The organism is Vibrio sp. Vb0888 (assembly GCF_033338835.1).
Classification (GTDB): Bacteria; Pseudomonadota; Gammaproteobacteria; order Enterobacterales; family Vibrionaceae; genus Vibrio; species Vibrio alginolyticus.
In genome coordinates this window covers 80,099-99,433 of record NZ_JAWOTL010000014.1, presented here as the reverse complement: position 1 = coordinate 99,433, position 19,335 = coordinate 80,099, and the positions used below count along the sequence as shown (strand labels likewise).

14 protein-coding genes and 1 pseudogene are annotated in these 19,335 nt (G+C 44.0%); 6 read left to right on the top strand and 9 right to left on the bottom strand.

From position 1 onward, the window contains the following. Positions 1-122: 122 nt before the first annotated feature. Both R7P72_RS18325 and R7P72_RS18320 read right to left on the bottom strand, forming a co-directional pair. Positions 123-782, bottom strand: coding sequence for a hypothetical protein (locus R7P72_RS18325; protein WP_025590370.1), 660 nt, complete (start codon positions 780-782; stop codon positions 123-125). Positions 783-1,625: 843 nt separating this feature from the next. Further along, positions 1,626-2,261 (bottom strand): recombinase family protein, encoded by a 636-nt coding sequence (locus tag R7P72_RS18320; RefSeq protein ID WP_031847521.1) that lies wholly within the window; start codon positions 2,259-2,261, stop codon positions 1,626-1,628. Positions 2,262-2,456: 195 nt separating this feature from the next. Here R7P72_RS18320 and R7P72_RS18315 point away from each other — a divergent pair, with 195 nt between their 5' ends. The 3 genes from R7P72_RS18315 (at position 2,457) to R7P72_RS18305 (ending at position 6,107) form a co-directional block, all read left to right on the top strand. Beyond that, positions 2,457-2,699 carry a type II toxin-antitoxin system ParD family antitoxin gene (locus R7P72_RS18315; protein WP_016151373.1) on the top strand — a complete coding sequence of 81 codons (243 nt, stop codon included), beginning with the start codon at positions 2,457-2,459 and terminating at the stop codon, positions 2,697-2,699. Continuing rightward, a complete protein-coding gene (locus R7P72_RS18310) occupies positions 2,692-2,991 on the top strand; it encodes a type II toxin-antitoxin system RelE/ParE family toxin (protein ID WP_016151372.1) in 300 nt (99 codons plus the stop codon). The genes R7P72_RS18315 and R7P72_RS18310 overlap by 8 nt, the downstream gene beginning before the upstream one ends. A gap of 83 nt (positions 2,992-3,074) precedes the next feature. Continuing rightward, entirely contained in the window at positions 3,075-6,107 is a 3,033-nt protein-coding gene (locus tag R7P72_RS18305; protein ID WP_318110739.1) for a Tn3 family transposase, read from the top strand. Here R7P72_RS18305 and ltrA read toward each other — a convergent pair. The 4 genes and pseudogenes from ltrA to R7P72_RS18285 form a co-directional block, all read right to left on the bottom strand. Continuing rightward, positions 6,102-7,575 (bottom strand): annotated as a pseudogene (ltrA, locus tag R7P72_RS18300) (group II intron reverse transcriptase/maturase). The gene R7P72_RS18305 and the pseudogene ltrA sit on opposite strands and share 6 nt — an antisense overlap. A 1,035-nt stretch (positions 7,576-8,610) precedes the next feature. Further along, the gene (locus R7P72_RS18295; RefSeq protein WP_213986486.1) at positions 8,611-9,132 is read right to left on the bottom strand and encodes a Fe3+-citrate ABC transporter substrate-binding protein; all 522 of its coding nucleotides are present in this window, start codon (positions 9,130-9,132) and stop codon (positions 8,611-8,613) included. Positions 9,133-9,441: 309 nt separating this feature from the next. Continuing rightward, positions 9,442-10,071 carry a tyrosine-type recombinase/integrase gene (locus tag R7P72_RS18290; RefSeq protein ID WP_213986485.1) on the bottom strand — a complete coding sequence of 210 codons (630 nt, stop codon included), beginning with the start codon at positions 10,069-10,071 and terminating at the stop codon, positions 9,442-9,444. Beyond that, entirely contained in the window at positions 10,071-10,529 is a 459-nt protein-coding gene (locus R7P72_RS18285; RefSeq protein WP_213986484.1) for a hypothetical protein, read from the bottom strand. Before R7P72_RS18285 ends, R7P72_RS18290 begins: the two co-directional genes overlap by 1 nt. Before the next feature lie 1,045 nt (positions 10,530-11,574). Here R7P72_RS18285 and R7P72_RS18280 point away from each other — a divergent pair. Beyond that, positions 11,575-12,462 carry a hypothetical protein gene (locus R7P72_RS18280; protein WP_017634088.1) on the top strand — a complete coding sequence of 296 codons (888 nt, stop codon included), beginning with the start codon at positions 11,575-11,577 and terminating at the stop codon, positions 12,460-12,462. A 108-nt stretch (positions 12,463-12,570) separates the two neighbouring features. On the opposite strand, the gene R7P72_RS18275 is transcribed toward R7P72_RS18280, so the two are convergent. Together R7P72_RS18275 and R7P72_RS18270 are read right to left on the bottom strand one after the other, a co-directional pair. Further along, on the bottom strand, positions 12,571-14,067 hold the full coding sequence (locus R7P72_RS18275) for a hypothetical protein (protein ID WP_017634087.1): 1,497 nt from the start codon (positions 14,065-14,067) through the stop codon (positions 12,571-12,573). Continuing rightward, a complete protein-coding gene (locus R7P72_RS18270) occupies positions 14,060-15,454 on the bottom strand; it encodes a hypothetical protein (RefSeq protein WP_169628916.1) in 1,395 nt (464 codons plus the stop codon). Before R7P72_RS18270 ends, R7P72_RS18275 begins: the two co-directional genes overlap by 8 nt. Before the next feature lie 309 nt (positions 15,455-15,763). Between R7P72_RS18270 and R7P72_RS18265 the strand changes: the two genes are divergently transcribed. Continuing rightward, positions 15,764-16,159 (top strand): hypothetical protein, encoded by a 396-nt coding sequence (locus tag R7P72_RS18265; protein WP_169628917.1) that lies wholly within the window; start codon positions 15,764-15,766, stop codon positions 16,157-16,159. 975 nt (positions 16,160-17,134) lie between these two features. On the opposite strand, the gene R7P72_RS18260 is transcribed toward R7P72_RS18265, so the two are convergent. Continuing rightward, positions 17,135-18,388, bottom strand: a complete 1,254-nt coding sequence (locus R7P72_RS18260; RefSeq protein WP_309303825.1) for a PAS domain-containing methyl-accepting chemotaxis protein — start codon at positions 18,386-18,388, stop codon at positions 17,135-17,137. Positions 18,389-18,816: 428 nt separating this feature from the next. Between R7P72_RS18260 and R7P72_RS18255 the strand changes: the two genes are divergently transcribed. Continuing rightward, complete coding sequence (locus tag R7P72_RS18255) at positions 18,817-19,137, top strand: DUF2623 family protein (protein ID WP_169628920.1); 321 nt, start codon at positions 18,817-18,819, stop codon at positions 19,135-19,137. Positions 19,138-19,335: the final 198 nt, after the last annotated feature.

Below are 19,335 nucleotides of genomic sequence, written 5' to 3'. Positions count from 1 at the left end.
GGCTACGACGATTAATGGGTGTAGCCGATCAGATCGTAGCTTCTTGATTTAGTTCCATCGATTTAAGCAACAAAGCCCATATTTGTGGCCAGTGACTGTTATCTTTGGGAGTTACGATTCATTTAATAGCCATCTATTGCAGGATGGTAATCAACGTCCACGTAATTATCCCATTCAGCGTCCCACGCTCTGGAAATATGATTGTTAATTAGCTTGCCGTCTAGATAGAAGAACTCTCGGTAATTGCGTCCAATCTCGCTCTCCACTTGTTCAATCACAAGCTTCTCAGCATCTTCGATTGTCCACGGGTTATCTTTCTCTCTGACAAACTCAATGCAGATATAGCCCCAATCATGCAGATAGTCTTTGTCGCCATTCTCCGACCCGCCGGGAGCGATTAGACCACGTTGTTGTAATTCATCTACTGTGAGCAAACGTGCACCGATACGTTCAGCGAAGCCTTTGTTTAAGTATTCCTCTTGGAAGCTCTTTCTAGCCGTGATGAAATCACCTTCAACCTCTTTGTAGTCAAAAAGCTCCAAATCATCGTTGAACACTACAAGTAAGGAACTTTGCAAGTCAGGGTTAAACGGATTGATGGTAGCGCTAAAGTCGTTTTGTTTGAGTCTTTTCAGGTAGGTATCTAAAGCATGGAAAGATGGATAACCAATCTCTTGAGCGGCAACTTCAAGTGCTTTCATGTGACCGATTTTCTTCTCTTTTTTGATAGCTTTAGCACGAGATTTCACTTTAGAAATGGATGGTCGGGCAATTTTAGTCATGGTCTTATTCCTACACGGATTAACCTTTAGATTCACTCCTAATCATCAGTCATTCCGCTTATCAAAATAAGATCAGCTAAAACGATAGATATGTTCATGGTTCCAATATTGGAGTTTGCCTTTGGAGTGGGCTGGCTGCCATATAGCCGCTGGATAAGATATCCAATGCATAGTTGATTGTCAAAATGTTTATATTTCACACACACCATTTTCCACTAAGCACGGAGTGAAAGGTGCAGAGTTTGACAATGTTCTAGTTGTTTTGGCAGAGGGTGGAACTTATACAACTGGGATCAATTACTTACGTGGTTGCATACGACATGTCCAGCAAACAGAATAGGTGCATTAGAAAGAAATCGAAATCTCTTTTACGTGGCGTGCTCAAGACCCAAAAGTAACTTGACAGTGCTTATCACTCAACACCTATCGGATGAATCATTGGCTCTATTAAATCAATGATTTGGGGATGAACCGGTTCAATCACTATACTAAACGCCTCTCACATAACTTTGAGAGTCAATTACACATTGGCTCTCTTAATTATCGTAACTCAAGGCCCTTTAGAGAATTAGCGAGGACAGTCATATTAAGAAACTGCCTAGCCTCGCTAATGTGAAGGTCGGAAATTGCCGAAACTTTCGGATAACTCCGGCGGATTCTGAGAAACACGATTTTCAACCTGCTCACACCCCAAATGAGCATGGTCTTATCCTCTTTCGTCGGATTAGATTTGGTAGGGAAAACGCACGCTCCTAGATATTGTAGAGTATAAGCTCTGAATGATTTAGGGGCATTTCTTGTTTAGGGGACTAAAGCCCATAAGGAACAGAAACGTTAAGCTTCTTATCCCAATGAACGCTCACTTGCTAACTTCTTAGCCACCCGAATTACCGTTCTAGTGGACACATTCGTCAATTTAGCGGTATCACTGATACTTAACCCATTGATAACTCTTAACTGATAGATTTTTTCATGAAGCTGGAGATCTGCTTGTCTTCCTCGATATTTTCCCTCTTCTCGAGCCTTCATGATCCCTTCAGCTTGCCGCCGCCGTCGATCTTGGTAATCTTTTCGTGCAATTGCAGCGAGCATATCCATCATCATCCCATTAATAGCCCTGATCATCGAACGAGTGAACTCGTCGGGAATGTGTGGCGCAAAAGCGATATGGCTAGTTGGTAAATCGATACTGATTACCTTAAGTTCCTTTTGGTTCAGCATTTCTTTTAATTTGAACCAACTTTCTTCATCAAGTCGAGAAAGACGATCAATTTGCTCTATTATGATCGCATCACCAATTGCAGCATCATCAAGTAATCGGAGTAATTCAGGTCTTTGTAATGAGGCTCCCGATTCATTCTCAATATACCAACCTGCTATTCGAAAGCCCTTTTGCTGTGCAAACTCCTGTAAAGCACCTTGAGCACGTTTTGCATTCTGATCAGAGGTTGATGCTCTTAAGTATCCAAAGATGTACATAAGCCCCTCAAAGTGACATTTAGATTATGATCTAAACAAGTGTGACAAATAGGTTATGACAAATCTACTTTTCGTGTCAATTTTTACGTGTGACTTATAAGTATACTTCATTGTCATACGAAGATCGTGATTTGATTTTGAATTTTAGTTGACCTATTATTGGTGTGTTAATTATTCACACATGTAGGTGGAAATATGTCACGCACAACTAGTGTTACGATTGGGTCTCAGCTAGATGAGTTTGTCGGCCAACTCATAGCGACTGGTCGCTATGGCTCAACAAGCGAAGTAGTTCGTTCTGCATTGCGGCTACTCGAAAGGCAAGAGAAACAAACCACGGCTCTAAAAATGGCGATTGAAGCCGGAGAGCAGAGTGGTCAATGCTCATTATCACTTCATGACATTGCGACTAAAGTAAAGCAGAGACACAATGTATAAACTTTCCAACCTCGCCGCAGAAGACTTTGAGCATATCTTTGAATACACCCTATTGAACTTTGGCATAGAGCAAGCGGATGCTTATACAGACAGTATGCATGACGTTTTGCTAACGCTTGCAGAACAACCTTTGATGGGTTACGAGTGCCCCGAAATTGCCGAAGGGCTTCGCCGCCACGATCACCATAAACATGCTATTTTTTATCGCCCACAACCTCATAGTATTTACATAATCCGTATTCTTCATCAGCAAATGGAACCATTGCGGCATTTCCATCCAGATATTTATTAAAATTCCTCATGGCTTACATGCCGGAAATGGGAAAACAATACGTCACTGATTTGAGTTTGTGTAACCAATAAGAGGTTTTGGCTATGCCCGTAGATTTTTTAACCACTGAACAAAAAAATAGTTACGGGCAATTTAATGGGGAGCCGAATGATGTTCAATTGGCGCGGTACTTCCATTTGGACGAGGCTGACTTAGCTTTTATTACACAAAGACGTGGTGAACATAATCGATTTGGAGTTGCGCTGCAATTAGGTTGTGTTCGCTTTCTTGGTACTTTCTTGATCGATTTAAATCAAATCCCAACGAATACCCAATGGTTTGTCGCAAGGCAACTGAATATAACCAATATTGGTATTTTGTCTGACTATTCTCAGCGCGAAACCACACGCCGCGAGCATACCGCTCTGATCCGCAATCAGTATGGTTATCGTGAGTTTGTTTGGCCGTGGTCATTCCGGTTATCCCGCCTTCTCTATAGCCGGAGTTGGATCAGTAATGAACGCCCGAGTTTACTGTTTGATTTAGCGACCGGATGGCTGATCCAACATAAAATCCTTTTACCAGGCGCATCAACTTTAACCCGTTTAATTTCACAAATCAGAGACCGAGCAGAAAACCGATTGTGGCAGCAACTATCCAGTCTCCCAAATTCGGATCAGCAAGCTAGGTTGGATTCCTTACTACAAATTCCTGAAGCAGCCAGAACAACACACTTCGACCGTTTTCGTAAGGGGCCGGTCAATGTCAGTGGCCCTGCATTTAATGAGGCTATTGAACGTTACAAAGCACTTCAAACCTATGGAATAACTGAACTGGATTTTACTGGTATTCCTCCCGTCCGGTTTAAACATATTGCCCGTCATGCTGGAATGATCTCGGCATACAAAATAGGCCGTATGCCGGAGACTAAGCGTACTGCGATCCTCGTGGCTTTTGTGAAAGCCTATGAAATTATTGCATTAGATGAAGCGTTGGATGTACTGGATCTTTTGATTACAAATATCGCTGGCGAAGCGAAGAAATTAGGACAGAAAAAGCGTCTTCGTACTCTAAAAGATTTGGATAAATCTGCACTGGCTTTAGCTAAAGTTTGTGCTCTGCTGCTAGACGACAACTTAGATGATGAGTCGCTACGTCCGTCAATCTTTGCTAAATTTTCACGGGAAAAGCTAGCGCAATCTATTTCTACCGTACACGAGTTAGCCCGACCTTATGATGACAATTTTCATGAAGAGATGGTTGAACAGTACGGGCGAGTTCGGCGTTTTCTACCAAAACTGCTCCGTGATATCGAATTTTCCGCCGCTCCTGCGGGAGACAAAACGCTTGAAGTTCACCAGTACTTAGCGCAACTACTCGACTCAAAAAAACAAATTCTTGATGATGCGCCAGTGGATATCGTATCTAATCCATGGAAGCGATTGGTATTAGATAAAGGTGGTCGAGTGACTAAACGAGGCTACACACTGTGTTTTTTGGATAAATTACAGGATAGCTTGCGCCGACGAGATATCTATGTCGAAAACAGCGATCGCTGGGGCGATCCGAGAGCCAAACTTTTGCAGGGGCAAGAGTGGCAGTCCAACCGAATTCAGGTCTGTCGATCACTGGGACATCCGCTAAACGCAAAAGAAGCCATCGATGCGTTAGTCAGGCAACTGGATACAACCTATCATCAGGTTGCCGCAAATTTTGACGATAATGGTTCGGTGGATATTGATATCTCGGGGAAACGACCAGCTCTGACCATCACAAATATTGATAGACTAGATAACCCTCCGAGCTTACAGGGATTATCCAAACAAGTTGAGGCGTTACTTCCTGCCGTAGACCTCACAGAACTACTACTTGAAGTCAATGCTCATACTGGCTTTGCCGATGAATTCACTCATATTAGCGAATCTAACGCACGTGCCAATGATTTAACGGTAAGTATCTGCGCCGTGTTACTGTCCGAACCTTGCAATATCGGCCTTGAGCCACTGATAAAGTCTCATATCCCTGCTTTAACCAGACACCGACTCAGTTGGGTTAAACAAAATTATTTACGTGCTGAAACGTTAGTAAAAGCCAACGCGAAACTGGTCGATTTTCAGTCTACTCTTGCACTAGCTAAGCATTTGGGCGGAGGTGAAGTTGCCTCTGCTGATGGGATGCGATTTATCACACCAATAAGAACCGTCAATTCAGGTGCGAACCGAAAATACTTTGGCTCCAGCCGTGGTATCACATGGTATAACTTCGTCTCCGATCAGTTTTCTGGATTTCACGGAATCGTTATACCAGGAACACTACGAGATTCCATATTCGTACTCGAAGGGTTATTGGAACAGCAAACCGGATTAAACCCTACTGAAATCATGACAGATACAGCAGGAGCCAGTGACATGGTCTTCGGCTTATTCTGGTTATTGGGATATCAGTTCTCGCCAAGGTTAGCCGATGCAGGCGAATCGGTATTTTGGCGCGTAGATAAAGAAGCGGATTACGGTGTACTCGATGAGCTAGCACGAAACTGCGTAAATCCACAAAAAATAGAGCTTCACTGGGATGACATGATGCGTATAGCAGGCTCTCTTAAACTGGGAAAAGTGCAGGCATCAGAACTGATTCGGTCGTTGCTCAAAAGTGACCGACCATCGAGTCTTGCTCAGGCCATTATCGAAGCTGGTCGTATCAATAAGACATTATATTTACTGAATTACATCGATGATGAAGACTATCGACGCAGAATACTAACCCAATTAAACCGAGGCGAAAGTCGTCATGCCGTTGCCAGAGCCATTTGTCACGGTCAACGCGGTGAAATCCGCAAACGTTACCGAGAAGGGCAAGAAGATCAATTGGGTTCGCTTGGCTTAGTCACTAATGCCGTTGTGCTGTGGAATACCATCTATATGCAAGCTGCATTAGAGCACGTAGAACGACAAGGTGAAACACTAAAAGATGAAGACATTGCAAGACTATCACCACTCAGCCATAAACATGTGAATATGTTGGTCGGGTGGACGACACTTGTTACCAAGTGCCGTCTCCCTAAGAACCCAGCGTGCAACTTTCACTGCACTAGGCTCAAGCCTCCACGAAGGCATCGTTTGATACCCAGCAACTCATAAAGCAGTGAGAGCAGGTTCGTTCCAAGAGTTACGAGCTTGCCTTTTTGACTTTCTCTTAGCCAAGTATTCTTGGTATTGAGGGTCAAATGGTATAGCTGCACTTCGGATCTTCACATGTCTCTCAATCGGCACTTTGGCTATTTGGAACAGGTTGAATTGGCAATCCATATCCATGATCTTCTGCCAACCGTGAAATTGCCATTGGCCTTTTCGGTTGATAAAGTATTTAAGGGCTACCCATTTCTTAGATTTTGTCGGGTGGCGCCTTACTGCCCAATGCCATAATGCATAGAATAGTTTGTGACCAACATATCCGAATACCTGTTTAGCAACGCAATGACGGTAATAGTTAGCCCATCCCCGTAGTTTTGGATTTATCAGTTTGATAAGATCGTTCACGGGGACTGTAGCGTGCTTTTTGATGAGTTCGCGCAGGTTACTCATGAACAGCAATGTATTGGATTTGCTCGGTTTAATGAGCAATTTCCCTTTGTACTTTCTATGATTGAATCCTAGGAAGTCAAAGCCATTTTCGATATGTGTAACGTGCGTTTTCTCTTCGGACAATGTTAAGCCTCTTTCCGCTAAGAAGTCAGCGATCAACGGTTTGATATCGTTCTCTAACACTTCTTTTGAAGCGCAAGTGACGACGAAATCGTCGGCGTATCCAATAAATTTAGCTCTAGCACCCTTTTTGAGTGCAGTAGACTTTATTTGCTGCTCAAGCCCAGCAAGAGTCATTAGCATCAAGGTCGGGGATATGACCCCGCCTTGCGGCGTGCCCTCGTCAGTGCGATAAAACAGCCCTTTATCCATAAAGCCAGACTTTAACCATTGTTCCAACATACGTTTATCAACAGCGATATTGTTTATAAGCCATTGATGCCCGATTTTGTCGAAGCAGGATTTAATGTCTCCTTCAAGAACCCATTTTTGCGGATTTCTTCAGAGCCAAACATTTGAAGCACTGATCGACGGCGTCAGCAGCGCTACGGTTTGGTCTAAATCCATAGCTGTTTGGGTCGGCATGTGTTTCTGACACTGGCTCCAATGCAAGTAAATGGAGTGCTTGCTGCGCTCTGTCTATCATGCATGGAATACCCAATGCTCTGAGTTTGCCATTCTTTTTGGGGATATAGATACGCTTGAGAGGTTTGGCTTGATAAGCCTTCCGACTCAATTGATTCACGGCTTTCATACGGCGTGTGTCTGTGTTCCAGATGACACCGTCTATTCCAGACGTTTTACTGCCTTTGTTTTGCGATACTCGTTTAACAGCAAGAAGCTTTGCTGAACGCGAGTGAGTCAGTATCCACTGCAATGCTTTCGCCTTGCCATGTTTACCTTCTCGTGTTGCCTTTGCGATACGCATCTGAAGCTTTAATACATGCGATTCAACGGATTTCCAGTCTATCGACTGCCATTGAGCGCTGTCAGGAGAGGCACTAATCTCTTTTGAAATCATCATTTGCATTTCTCCTTGAATGAAGTTCTTCAAATTCTCTCGCAACGGGAGACCAGTCGGAAGTAGGCTCACTTTCGTGATCAGACACAAGTCTGTATCTGCATCGTTACAATGCAGCTTTTGCTTCTTCCGACCTCCTGTACCTGCATCACTATCGGTCACAAAGACTTTCCCATAGGGAGTGATACAGGCTTACCCTGTTCCGTATGTTACGTAAAATGTCAACTTAGATGCCCACTCTAGTGCGGAGAGTACTTTGATCACGAAAGGCCAATGCCCAACTCCTTTCCGACTCTCGTGCCTTTTGGCTACAGCGTATTAACCACTTCCGCTGCTCATCGATTAACGCACCTTTAATGGATTCACATACGTTCATCATATTGACTCCCTAGCACTTACCCAAATTGTGGTTTTCAGGAGGAGCATCCTCTCACGATTCTGTTCCCACTCAGCCTAACGGCCAAATTTCGTTACATTGTCAGATCCGCTGCTTTATTCAGGATCCTAGGGTCATCTGGTGATACAGATGGTTCACTCTTATCGTGGTGAACAACGCTTCATACGACTTCAGGTCGCACGGGCATTACTCATTTACATTGACCGAACAGGTTTTAAATGGTGAGTTAAGACCGCTTAAACAGCCGTCAGAACAGGAAGATTTTGCTTAGCGTACGTTTTCGTTCCATTGGGCTTCAGACCCCTACAAGCAAAGCTCTTCCCCTTTTTGAATTAACTTTTAAGTGATGCGATTGGTAGTTTCTTGAGTCAAAAGCACTATCTAGTTGTTGGGCTTTTCGCTGAAACGGGCGCCCCCTCCAAAAAACCGCCGATCGCTTGCTGTTGAGCAACGATATTGAGCTGGTGGCCATGTTCCACGAGCCGTTTGAACTCACATAATTTAATCGGTGTAATCTGTGCCACGATGCAAACTCGTCGTTTTTGTATGTTTAAAACGTCACGTTTACATTATGAGTAGATTATACCCATAAGGTTAAGAATCATAATGTGTGTTCGGAATTTATATAGACGGCAGCAACACTATTTAAGTTGTACGTTGCTGACCTTTTCAATGTGCAACAATACGTCCATCACATCGCTGTGAGCTTTGAGTAACTTTCTCTTAGCAAGAGTCCATGCCGCCAATTTCCCATGAGCGCTCACACTTACCTTAATGAAATGCTCGCGCTTCTGGTCGTTCTCATCGTACTTGGTGTACCGCGCCACATAGTATTGCTTACCATCAATGGTAGTTAACCGTGGATCGAGACTTTTCGGCAATCGCGCCAGTAAGTTGAATTGCTTGCGAACGCGATCCCAACAACGCCCCCATAGTTCCTTGCCGATTTGATTGCGTATTTTGGTTGCCTTGCGTAGTCCTTTCTTTTCACCAATGCGAACAAACCCGACAGAACGACGAATATAACCACCCTCCGGCTTAGGTACACTAACGGCGTAGCAAGTCTTTTTCTTGGTGATAAATCGATAGCCTGTGTTAGATACGAAATAAGCATAAGCGTTACGACACTCTGACACTCTATAACCCTCAAAAAAACAAAACATGCGATTCCTTTCGGTTGGATTTAACTGGCCATTGCTGCCCTTTCTTGGCCAAATGAATAACGTTACAGCGTAACTATACTTTTTATATTCCTAATTAATGCGACAGATTGATAGTCTTTAGGTCATCATAGCTGCAACCAAGCACTAGCTTGATTGCCTTTTTACTGAATCCTTGCTTCATTAATTCTCTTACCTTTGGATTGAGTTCATTCGGAATCGGGGGTCGGGAAATTTCCTGTTGTCGAAGCTTAAATTCGTTCACTCGCAAGTTCGCGTTCATCAGAGCTTTACACATAATTTCCCCTCCCTTTATTCTGCCTTTGGTTTTAATGAAATGCCTGTTGTGTACTCTTTCGCTTCATCGTGGAACGTTCTTAAGTAGTGGTCAGTCACGGCAACACTAGAATGACCAAGCGCGTCCTTAATCACTTTCAAGGAGGCTTTCTTTTCAAGCAGTAGCATGGCGTACATTTTTCGCATCGAGTGTGTTGATAGCTGGTATGGCAACCTCAACTCCATTGCTATGCGCTTATACGCTCGGTTGATGTACTGGATGCTGATCGCATTGCCCTTTTTGGCCAAGTGGTGATTGGATTGAAACATCAATTCATTATGGCCATTGTGTAGGTAGATACGCTTAATAAGTTCTTCCAGTTCGGCGTTAACGTGGATGGTGATTCGGGCGGCTTCTTTAGCGGCCTTTTCACTCTTACCTCGGGTCATACGACCTTTAAAGCCTTTTGACTGCACAATGGTAAATGACGACCTAATCACGCCATTTATCATCACTTCGCTGAATTTTAGCTTCGAAATGTCGCAATAACGTAAACCTGTACGCACCTCCATTTCAATCATCATCGAGATAAGCGGGTTTATGTCATCCATTAAACGGATGATTTTTTCCAATTCGTCTAAGTCACGCACAGGGAAAGCAGCCATTAGATCAACTCCACTTCATTAGCATTAACCGTCTTAAACTCACCACCAACGAACACCTGAATTTGCAGGGTTCGAGATAGCAAGCCAAAGCCCAAGAACAAGCCGAGCTCCCCATCGACACACACAAAATCGTGGTGAACAGGTAGGCGGCCAAAGTGGTTAATCATCTTGGTTTGTGCTTGAACACTTTGAGGCTCTTTAATGGTATTGATAGCAAAGCGAAGCTGAGAGCGAATCTTTAGGGCATTGGCACCTTTTCGCGCCTTGCTGATCGTGCCTTGCACACAAGGCAAGCCGTAGAAGTTGCGAATGACAGCGGCGGCTTGCTCTTGGCCTCCACACTCATTAATTAGCTCATCCAGAGAGATAAGAATAAGGTCATGATTACGCTCTTGGATGGCACTGCGTTTGCTCGCCCATTCATCCGAAAGCGACACCAATTCATTTTTTTTAAACATTTTTGCTGATCCTTTTTTGGCAAAACGCCTGTGTTTGCTCGGAACACAATATATTCCAAAGGAATATCTTTTGCAACCATGTTCGGAATACTTCTATTGAAAGTACAAAGAGTTCCAAAAGCGGGCGATTAATCAACTTTTGATAAATAACGCAATAGTGCTCAAAACACCACCAGCAATAAGCCATTTTTCATCAATATTCCTATGGAATATTTAGGTTCATTCACACAAAATGCCAGGATTAGAAAGCAATCTTAAATATTTGATAAGTTGTTGGTTTTATTGGGTTTTATGTCTTTTTGCGTCGATAACCAACGACAAAACATTGGTTAAGTTAGTTTCAGTTCTAGACAGAACTGAAACTAAAAGAGGTTTTTTTGAAACTCGCCACGAAAATTACCCGTCTGTGGCAATATAATGACGGTGTTACGGCGTCACGCGACACGAACAAACATGCATATCCTCAATTATTATGCGGTATAGGTCACGTTCTCAAAACCTAGCTGCTAGTAACGATATGTTTGCATTATTTTGCATATCTAGACAATCAAAGATCACAGTCTCATAATACTCCGCGAACATCAGCTCGGTTGGCGAGAATCCCCTAAACTCTTTCCAAATCAGAGCTATATACGTATTGGCTATCCAGTCAATTGGCTTAAGAGATATAGATATGCACTGCACGTTGAATCAATTAATTCCACTCGAAATACTAGATAGATGTGACCTGTCCCTAGATGTATTTAGCAGCTCGTTCCTCGATGACGCGACCGACATTTGCATGATGCATCTTATCCAATCGCATCCGAACGCACTATGCAATTTATCTATTAATCGTGATGACGTATTAAACTTCGTTCGAGATCACTTCTCCGCTTAAAAAGCAACACTTATAACGTTCTTCTGTTCGTTTTTTATTTAATTCCGAACACAAAAACGGTATGCTACACATCAAGGATAAAGGTAGGGTTTTTCGTTACTCGCATACGCTCAGGGATGGAGTGTAACCTTTATCCTCCAATGTAATTTGGAGCAACCGTTCACCATGATTAATAAAAAAAATACTGAAATTAAAGATTTAAAAGCTATTGATATAGAAACACTTAATCAATTACTTGCAAATAAACAAACGGCAGATGCGCGCCTAAAACGTGCCTTGAAGCACCGCGCGACTTTTTCCGAACAAATAGATGGCAAGGAAGATAGTGGACTATTCAATGATCGCATCGTAGCTGTAGTAAAACGTGGTAATCCTACCACTCGTTTACTTGAGTATATTGAGGCCGCGAAATCAGCCAATAAAGAGCTTTTAGAGCGCGCACCTCAATACTTCAACAGCTCATCTAACTCATTTAAAGAGACGACCGTAATTGAGAACGTCCGTCGCGTTAACATCACAATTAATAAAGCAGCTAGCAGCCAGAAAGTCACTGGTGCACGTCTAGCCAAAAGACTTGAAGCATACCTACGCGACCTCGACCGTAAACTCTCCTACGATCTTCCAGAAGATGAGAAAGAACAGCTCACTAACAATAAAAACACTGCATTGAATGAATTGAAATACTTCAAAGACAATGCAGACGTTGAGTTTAGAAAGCGCGGTCAAGAACACAATGATATTGTCGCTATTATCCATACCTATGATGGCAACAATGGTGGCATTTCTCGCGTAGCTAAAAAGGTTCACGTTAACGCTGGTGGCCTTGTTCTAATTAGGCATCGCTCTTGTAAAGATCACGATGTGCTAATCACGAACAATACCACTGAGGGACGCTCGATATTCGATGAAGCGAATGCTTTTAAGTCGGTACTGTACCCTAACGCTAATATGTATATAGAAAGCGAAGTTGACGCTATTCGTGAAGCCAGAAAAGAGCTTAGAAGCAAGAACGAAAGCAAAGCACGTTCGCAGTTCGATGGATTAGTGAACTAAGGTTTTAAGCTAAATTATTGTTGTTCCGCTTTGATTGGTGATTTGGTGGCGATATTTAACGGTATCGCCACCTTTTCATATTACTTTTATATGTTGGCGCCAACGGAATTAAGCATCGTCCGATTCAAGCGCTTCCAGTACCCATTGTTCTACGGAACTGCGAGACTCTAGCATGCTCTCTGTTACTTCCATTTCGTGCGGCACATAATCTACCAATTGAGAAAAGCAGTATGTATCCCAACGGTCAGGTGATGGGATGTTCATTTTCTCTTTCATCATCGGTTTTGGCATCATTACCCATTGGCCTGACTCGTTGATTGCACAAGGTATTTTACTGCCTTGTTCTGCCGTCTTGACGTTCTTATCTATCTGCATGCGGCCTTGGTTTATCGCATCCCGAGCCATAACATTGGCATACGCACGCTGGTTAAAGAAACGCTGCTTATCGCTGGTGGAGTGCATCTTCTTACCCCAACGAATGCGCTGTACGCGCCGTCCGTAGCGTTCTAAGCAAGTCGCCGTGTCATAACCTACACCGTCACTATCCACTGCTATCGTGATGTTTGGGTACAAGTCCTCACTACACTCTGCATGGATAATGTCAGCGAACCGAACCGGATCGACCGTGCTTGGTTGTTCAAGCAATTTCACGCTCTTAACGATGCGCTCCATGCGTTGACCCCAAACCTTGCAGATATTGAGTATCGAGCGGTCACGACCATTACCCACGTCCACCAGCGCAGCCCAACCCCAACCATCGGGCATATCGAGGTTGAGCCTTGCGCTTTTGTCCAGTGCATCCCGACTAAGCAGCATGCCAGCAATGGAACTTGGGAACTCCCCACGTACTTTAATCAGGTATTCCGGTGCCTCTCGACCGCCATACTCCAATCGCTTATCGAGGATAAATTCCACGGTTACGAACGGAGATTCCTCGGAGTTAAGCCGGATGGCTCGCCATCGACCACTAGGCTCGGCTAATCGGTGATGCGTATCGTAGAAATAGCCGCTAGGGCGCGTTGGCTGGCTCAATAACAGCATTCGGTTATCTTTCTCGGTCAATGCACCCGCTAACACACCAAAAGCCTTATCAGAGACGCCTGACGCCTCATCGACAATAACAAACAAGTGTTTAGCGTGTTCACCCGCTAGCGCTTCCTCGTTACCAATACGGCACGATTTAGCACTGGTTTGCCAGATACCTTTTGCTGAGTTTTCAAAAAAGGCTGTCTCGGTAATGGTGAAGTATTGCTGTAACCAACCATGCTTTTGTAAGAGCGTGTTCCAGTTGGATTTTAGGTACTTCCATACACCGATTTGTACCTGTCTCGCGTTGTTCGCCACCAGCACAACACGCGCATTGGGGAAGCAGAGCATGAAAGCAATGATCATGATACTGGTCATGTCTGACTTGCCTGTACCGTGGCCAGAGCTGACAGTCGTTCGCGCACCAATACGCTGAGCACTATCAATGATTTTGCGCTGCTGCCAGCTCGGCTTCTTACCGACTAGCTCAACAGCGAGGCGTTTCCAGTCATAGCGATACCGCTTAACTAGGGCAGGGTAACGGGGATCTTGTGTTACGCTCTTTATTCGTCTAGCCACCAAGTACCTCGAAGCTGTCTACATCGTCAAACCCCGACACTCCCTCGTTATCGAGGTCATCATAGGCTTGCTCTTTAGCGGCTTCGTTTTGTATTTGGGATGGGGATAGGGTAGGTTCTACGCCGTTCTCTAGGTCTTCGGCTTCTTTGATTCGTCGGTTTACTTCTTCTTTGCGCGCAGGTAGCCAGTTATCTTGCTGCTCAATCTGCTCTAACGTGTAGTCATCAAACAGCTCATCCAGCTCTTGCTCACTGATACCAGTGTCGTCTACTTCTGGTTCTAGGTTCGCTAGCTCTACCTTAGCTTCATGCAATAGCGTTGCTGGTGGACGTGCGCCTAACTTCTCGATTTGCTGACACGTCTCTAAGGCTGTCCAGTTGTTCTTAGTGCGCAGAGAAAGCATTTCTATTACTAGGCTGGTTTCTTCCGCTGGCAGTAAGTGTGGCATCATCAATTCAGCGTATTCCTGTTTACGCAAATCGATGTAGCGCTTGGCCTCTTGTTTGGCCATCGTGGAAATACTCAATTCCAGTTCACGCAATCTGGTGCCATAGCCAAAGATGAGACGGTCACGCATGGCGTTTATGTCTACTGGCTGGTTTTCGTCATCGAGCGGAATGTCTCCGCTTTCTTCCATTTCATCGATCTCTTTAAGGCGTTTAGCTAACGTCTCATTCATTCGGTAATACTGCGAACGGGCAATAATCAGTTCGTTGCAAACCGAAAGCGGATCGGTATCCATGAGAATATCCATGATTTCGCCAGTAATACCCGCACTACGGGCATAACCACCATGCACAACAGGGCGACCCACTTGAGCACTGGAATACTGCGAAAGTCCCTCAACTGATCGCGGGTTGCGCAGTGATCCAATACCCCCTGTTTTCGCGCGATCGCCTTGCGCACTTTGCGCTTGCGCAGTTGCCCCCGCTTCTTTGGACTTTGATTTATCAGCCCTTTTTTTCTTCTTGTCGTTTTTCGCTTCTTGAAATTTCGCTAATTGCTCATCGTAAAGATCAAATAATCGATCAAACTCGGGCAGCGATCGCATGGAATTAAACTGGCGGCGCAATGTCGCACCGTTCACCCCTTTATCTTTCGCAAAAGCGGCCATCGTGAGCGTTGGGTTTTGAGCGCCACGCACGAGAAATTCTTTCAAAAGGGAATGCCAGTCATTGCCTTGACTGGTCTTTTTTGCTTTGATTTTTGGCATAACGGACGGTTGGAACTTGCCGCCCGTTTTGGCTGGCCGTTTTATATATCGCTTAGCGGTGCCGTACTTCAATCCGTTGGCTTCGCAATACTCGGCCAGCGTCAAAGTCGGCTGCTTCTCTAACTGCTCCCAAAACTGCTGTTGGTGAGCCTGATAGTCAATCTTGCCGGACACGGTTAAACCCCATAAACTTTGTTACGTTCGGAATAATACATAGTTTAAACAGGTAACAACAATACGAACGAGGCCACTTAAAACAATCATTTGATTGTCAATAAGGTTTTAAATGCAAAAATTTATAACGCGACATTAAATAGTATTTACAGTAACGATTTTCTGCATATAATCATGGCCTGCTAGTGAGTAACGCTACTCATGTACAATTGATTCTGCGGCACGATATAGTAATTGGCTGCGTTATCTCACTAGCCACCTTTCCCCCATACCCAAGACAACGCGCTACGTGACGAAAGGAATACCCCCTTGAAAGCACCCGAGCGCATCAAATTCAGACACAAAGCCAAAACCAAAGCACGACAAGCCATGTTTAGAACCCGCCAACGGGAAAAGGGATTAGCGCTACTTCAAGTGCGAATTTCACGCCTTGCTCACGCAAAAGCATGCGAACAATGCGAACAGAACGGGATTACCCTGACCGAGCTGTATCAGTTGGCCATCAACAACACCGATCCAAACCAACTACCAGAAAAGCACCCCGAAATAATCGAGGGCGACCTAGTAGGGACACGCCAAATCAGTCCTTGGATTGACCCCGAAGTTGCAAAGACGTTTGAGAAATTGGCCACCAACTACCGCAATCGAACCATAGCGATGAGTGCTATCGTCTATGCGTATTGCGCTCGATGCGAAGCTGAATGAACCGAACAGGACACGCTTGGGGCGCACTGTGCTTTGCGCCCGTTCCTCTCGCCTTAATGGCAGACACAACACCACTACATTCAATCCTGGCATTTCTTGGTTGCTTAAGCGGTTCGAGCGCACCGGACTGGCTTGAATTTGACAGAATCCCGCACCGAACTTACACCCACATCCTTTCGATATGACTCGCTGTAACGGCTTATGGCTATCATTTGGCAATAGGGGAGACATTCGTACTCATTGAGGCGTTAAAAGCCACCAGCACGATTCTAGGTGCGATTCTGTGTGGATTTGGATGCGGTTGTGTGTCGCATTGGCTTGGGGATGTGTTAAACCGCCAGCCAGTGCCGATTTTTACCCCATTTGATAGGTACTGTTTGAATCTATTCGCTTCGGGGAACCACCAGCGAATCACATGCGTATTCATTTTCTCGGTAGCATGTATTTTAGTTGGCTTTTTACGACCTTTTTAATTCCGAATAGACTTTTTAAAAATGGCATTTTTTACATAAAAAAAGGCCACGTTTTACCGTGGCCTTTTGATTTTGAGGAGTTGTCAATAACAGGTAATTCAATAACCAATCAATTGGCCATCTATATTTTGGAGTATCCACGTCCATTTTCTTGCGAGTGAGGTAAATATAGGACACTCAAAACGCCTTTTCAATAGATTAAAACGCGACACATAAAAAAAGAGCCAGTATTTCTACCAGCTCTTTAACTCTCTTTTGCAAACCTTCTTTGAATCACTCGCCGAAGCTGTACGCTTCACACGAAAACAAGGCAATTATATTGATACTTACCTCGAAAAATCAAGAAAAAAGCGCCAATGGAATAACCAAAGGCGCTTGAGCACAGTTGTCTAAGATTTTTAAAGGAAAACACAGCCGCCACTATGGAAACCATGTAATTTACCCAAATATAAAATTATACGTTCGGAATGATAATTTAACACACCCCAAACTCTAGGCATTACTACAGCACTCGGTTGAACTGCTCCACTGCATCAACAACCTGTCTCGCTCCATTTTGTATCTCATTCATAACTACACCCGCACTTTCTGATAATTCGAGTGTGTCGAGCGCTTCCTGTTGGCATTTTGCAATCAGCTTAACTGCGTTGTCCGTTCGCTGTAAGTTTTCACTTACCATTGTGACAATTTCATCGGTGGTTACATTGGTTCTTGTAGCAAGCTGTCTGACTTCATCAGCAACAACGGCAAAGCCTCTACCATGATCGCCTGCGCGTGCTGCTTCTATCGCCGCATTCAACGCAAGTAGGTTAGTCTGGTCAGCTATACTACTAATGCTATTTACTAGCTCGCTGATACGTGCTGAATGAGCTTTTAATTCATCAATTGCAGTGTTTGCTTCGCGCATTTGCTCCGACAGTATTTTCATCTTATCGAGTGTAGATCTTATCACTTGCTGCCCTTGCTGTGTTTGTATCCCCGTCTCTTGGGAAACATCATTAGCCAACTGTGCAGCCTGCGCCATTTTCTGCTCTTGCATTACCTGTTGAGTAATCTCCGTAGCGAACTTAACGACCTTATACAACTCACCTCTATCATTATGGATAGGGTTATATGAAGCTTCCAACCATACGGGGTCACCGTAACGATTGAGCCGCTTGAATCGCTCAGAAACGAAGTGATCAGCAGCTAACCGCTGCCAAAATTGGCGGTAAGACTCAGAGTCAGCTTCCTCTTGTTCACAGAACATACGATGGTGCTTTCCTACTACCTGCTCAAGAGAGTAGCCCATTATTTTTAGGAAATTCTCGTTCGCCTTTAAGACATGACCATCTAATGTGAACTCAATCACTGACATAGAGCGACTTATGGCGTTCAGCATATCTACTTGCTCATGAGATGACTTAATTGTTCGTGTAAGTTCTGTCGCAAATACAAAAATACTCTCCACATTTTCATGCTCATCCCAAATAGGTTGGATCACCGCTCTCAGCCACGACTCCTCACCATTACCTTTAAGAACCTGTAATGCGCCATTCCAAAACGCTTTATCTTGAACAGCTCGTCTCATCCTATGAAAGTGCTCTGTACCTCGCGCGTTAGGTGGCACTAATTCTGAAATGCACTTATTTAAAACATCAGCATCATTTAACAGCATTTGTTGCTGTAAATTAGTATTTATTGAAGTAATACAACCTTTGCCATCGAGTGTTAAACAAAGCATTTCCTCATTTAAGCTGCTATGGATCTGTTGCAGGCTATGTAAATCCTACTTTAATCTTTGGTTTTCTTTCTGAAGCGATTTGTTGAAAAACATGACTCTCTCGTTTAATTAGCTTCAACGCTAATTCACATTTTATTCTTTGTATTCTCATTACCTTAATAAGCACGAAAGTATTCAAAATTCCATTGCATACCAGCCCACATCTAGTTAATAGCGTGAGCTTATCAGGTTATTTTTTCTACGGCACTCATTGTGGGCAGTATACTTAATTATCCTAATGACCCAAGCGATTTTGCTTCCAGGCTGACCTTTACAAACAAGCTTGTTGCTGAAATTGGCACCTCTCTACTTACTTTTCATGCTTTGAGTAACATTATGTATTCTCTGCACTTCGATTGGTGCAACAATAGATAAGTGATAGCATTGCCTAATATCTCAACCGAAACAATTAAGGATTTAGCATGGACGACGCACAGTTTGAGCTAGGGAAAAAGGATGGTTACTCAGCTGGAACGCTTGTATCAGGGCTTGCTATGAGCGAAAAACCTCAGAGTTATGCTGTAGGTTATATTGCTGGATATGCATCGTACGTAGCTAGCATGGAGCATGGAATAAAGAGAGCAGCATACGAGTCAGGAAAGCTTGCTTTTAGATACCGTGTTCCTAGGGATATTATCAAGGCCATTGTCCTCGATGACATTCTAAAGACTACAGATAATGCCACTTATGAATGGTTCGAGAATGGTGTAGAGGCAGAGCTCGAAGACTTCGATAAAGATTAACCCTATACCGAAGACCAAAGGGCTGACCCTCTTTCGAAGATCAACCCTTTGCCCTCTTTGGGAGCCTGTAGGTTTTACCCTACAACGCTTGCACAACCTTATTAAACAAGCGCACCGTATAGGAAGTCGTATCCGTCACTGCCCTATGGGAACAATACTAAACTCATTCCGAACACATCACAATATTAGTTTGCATTT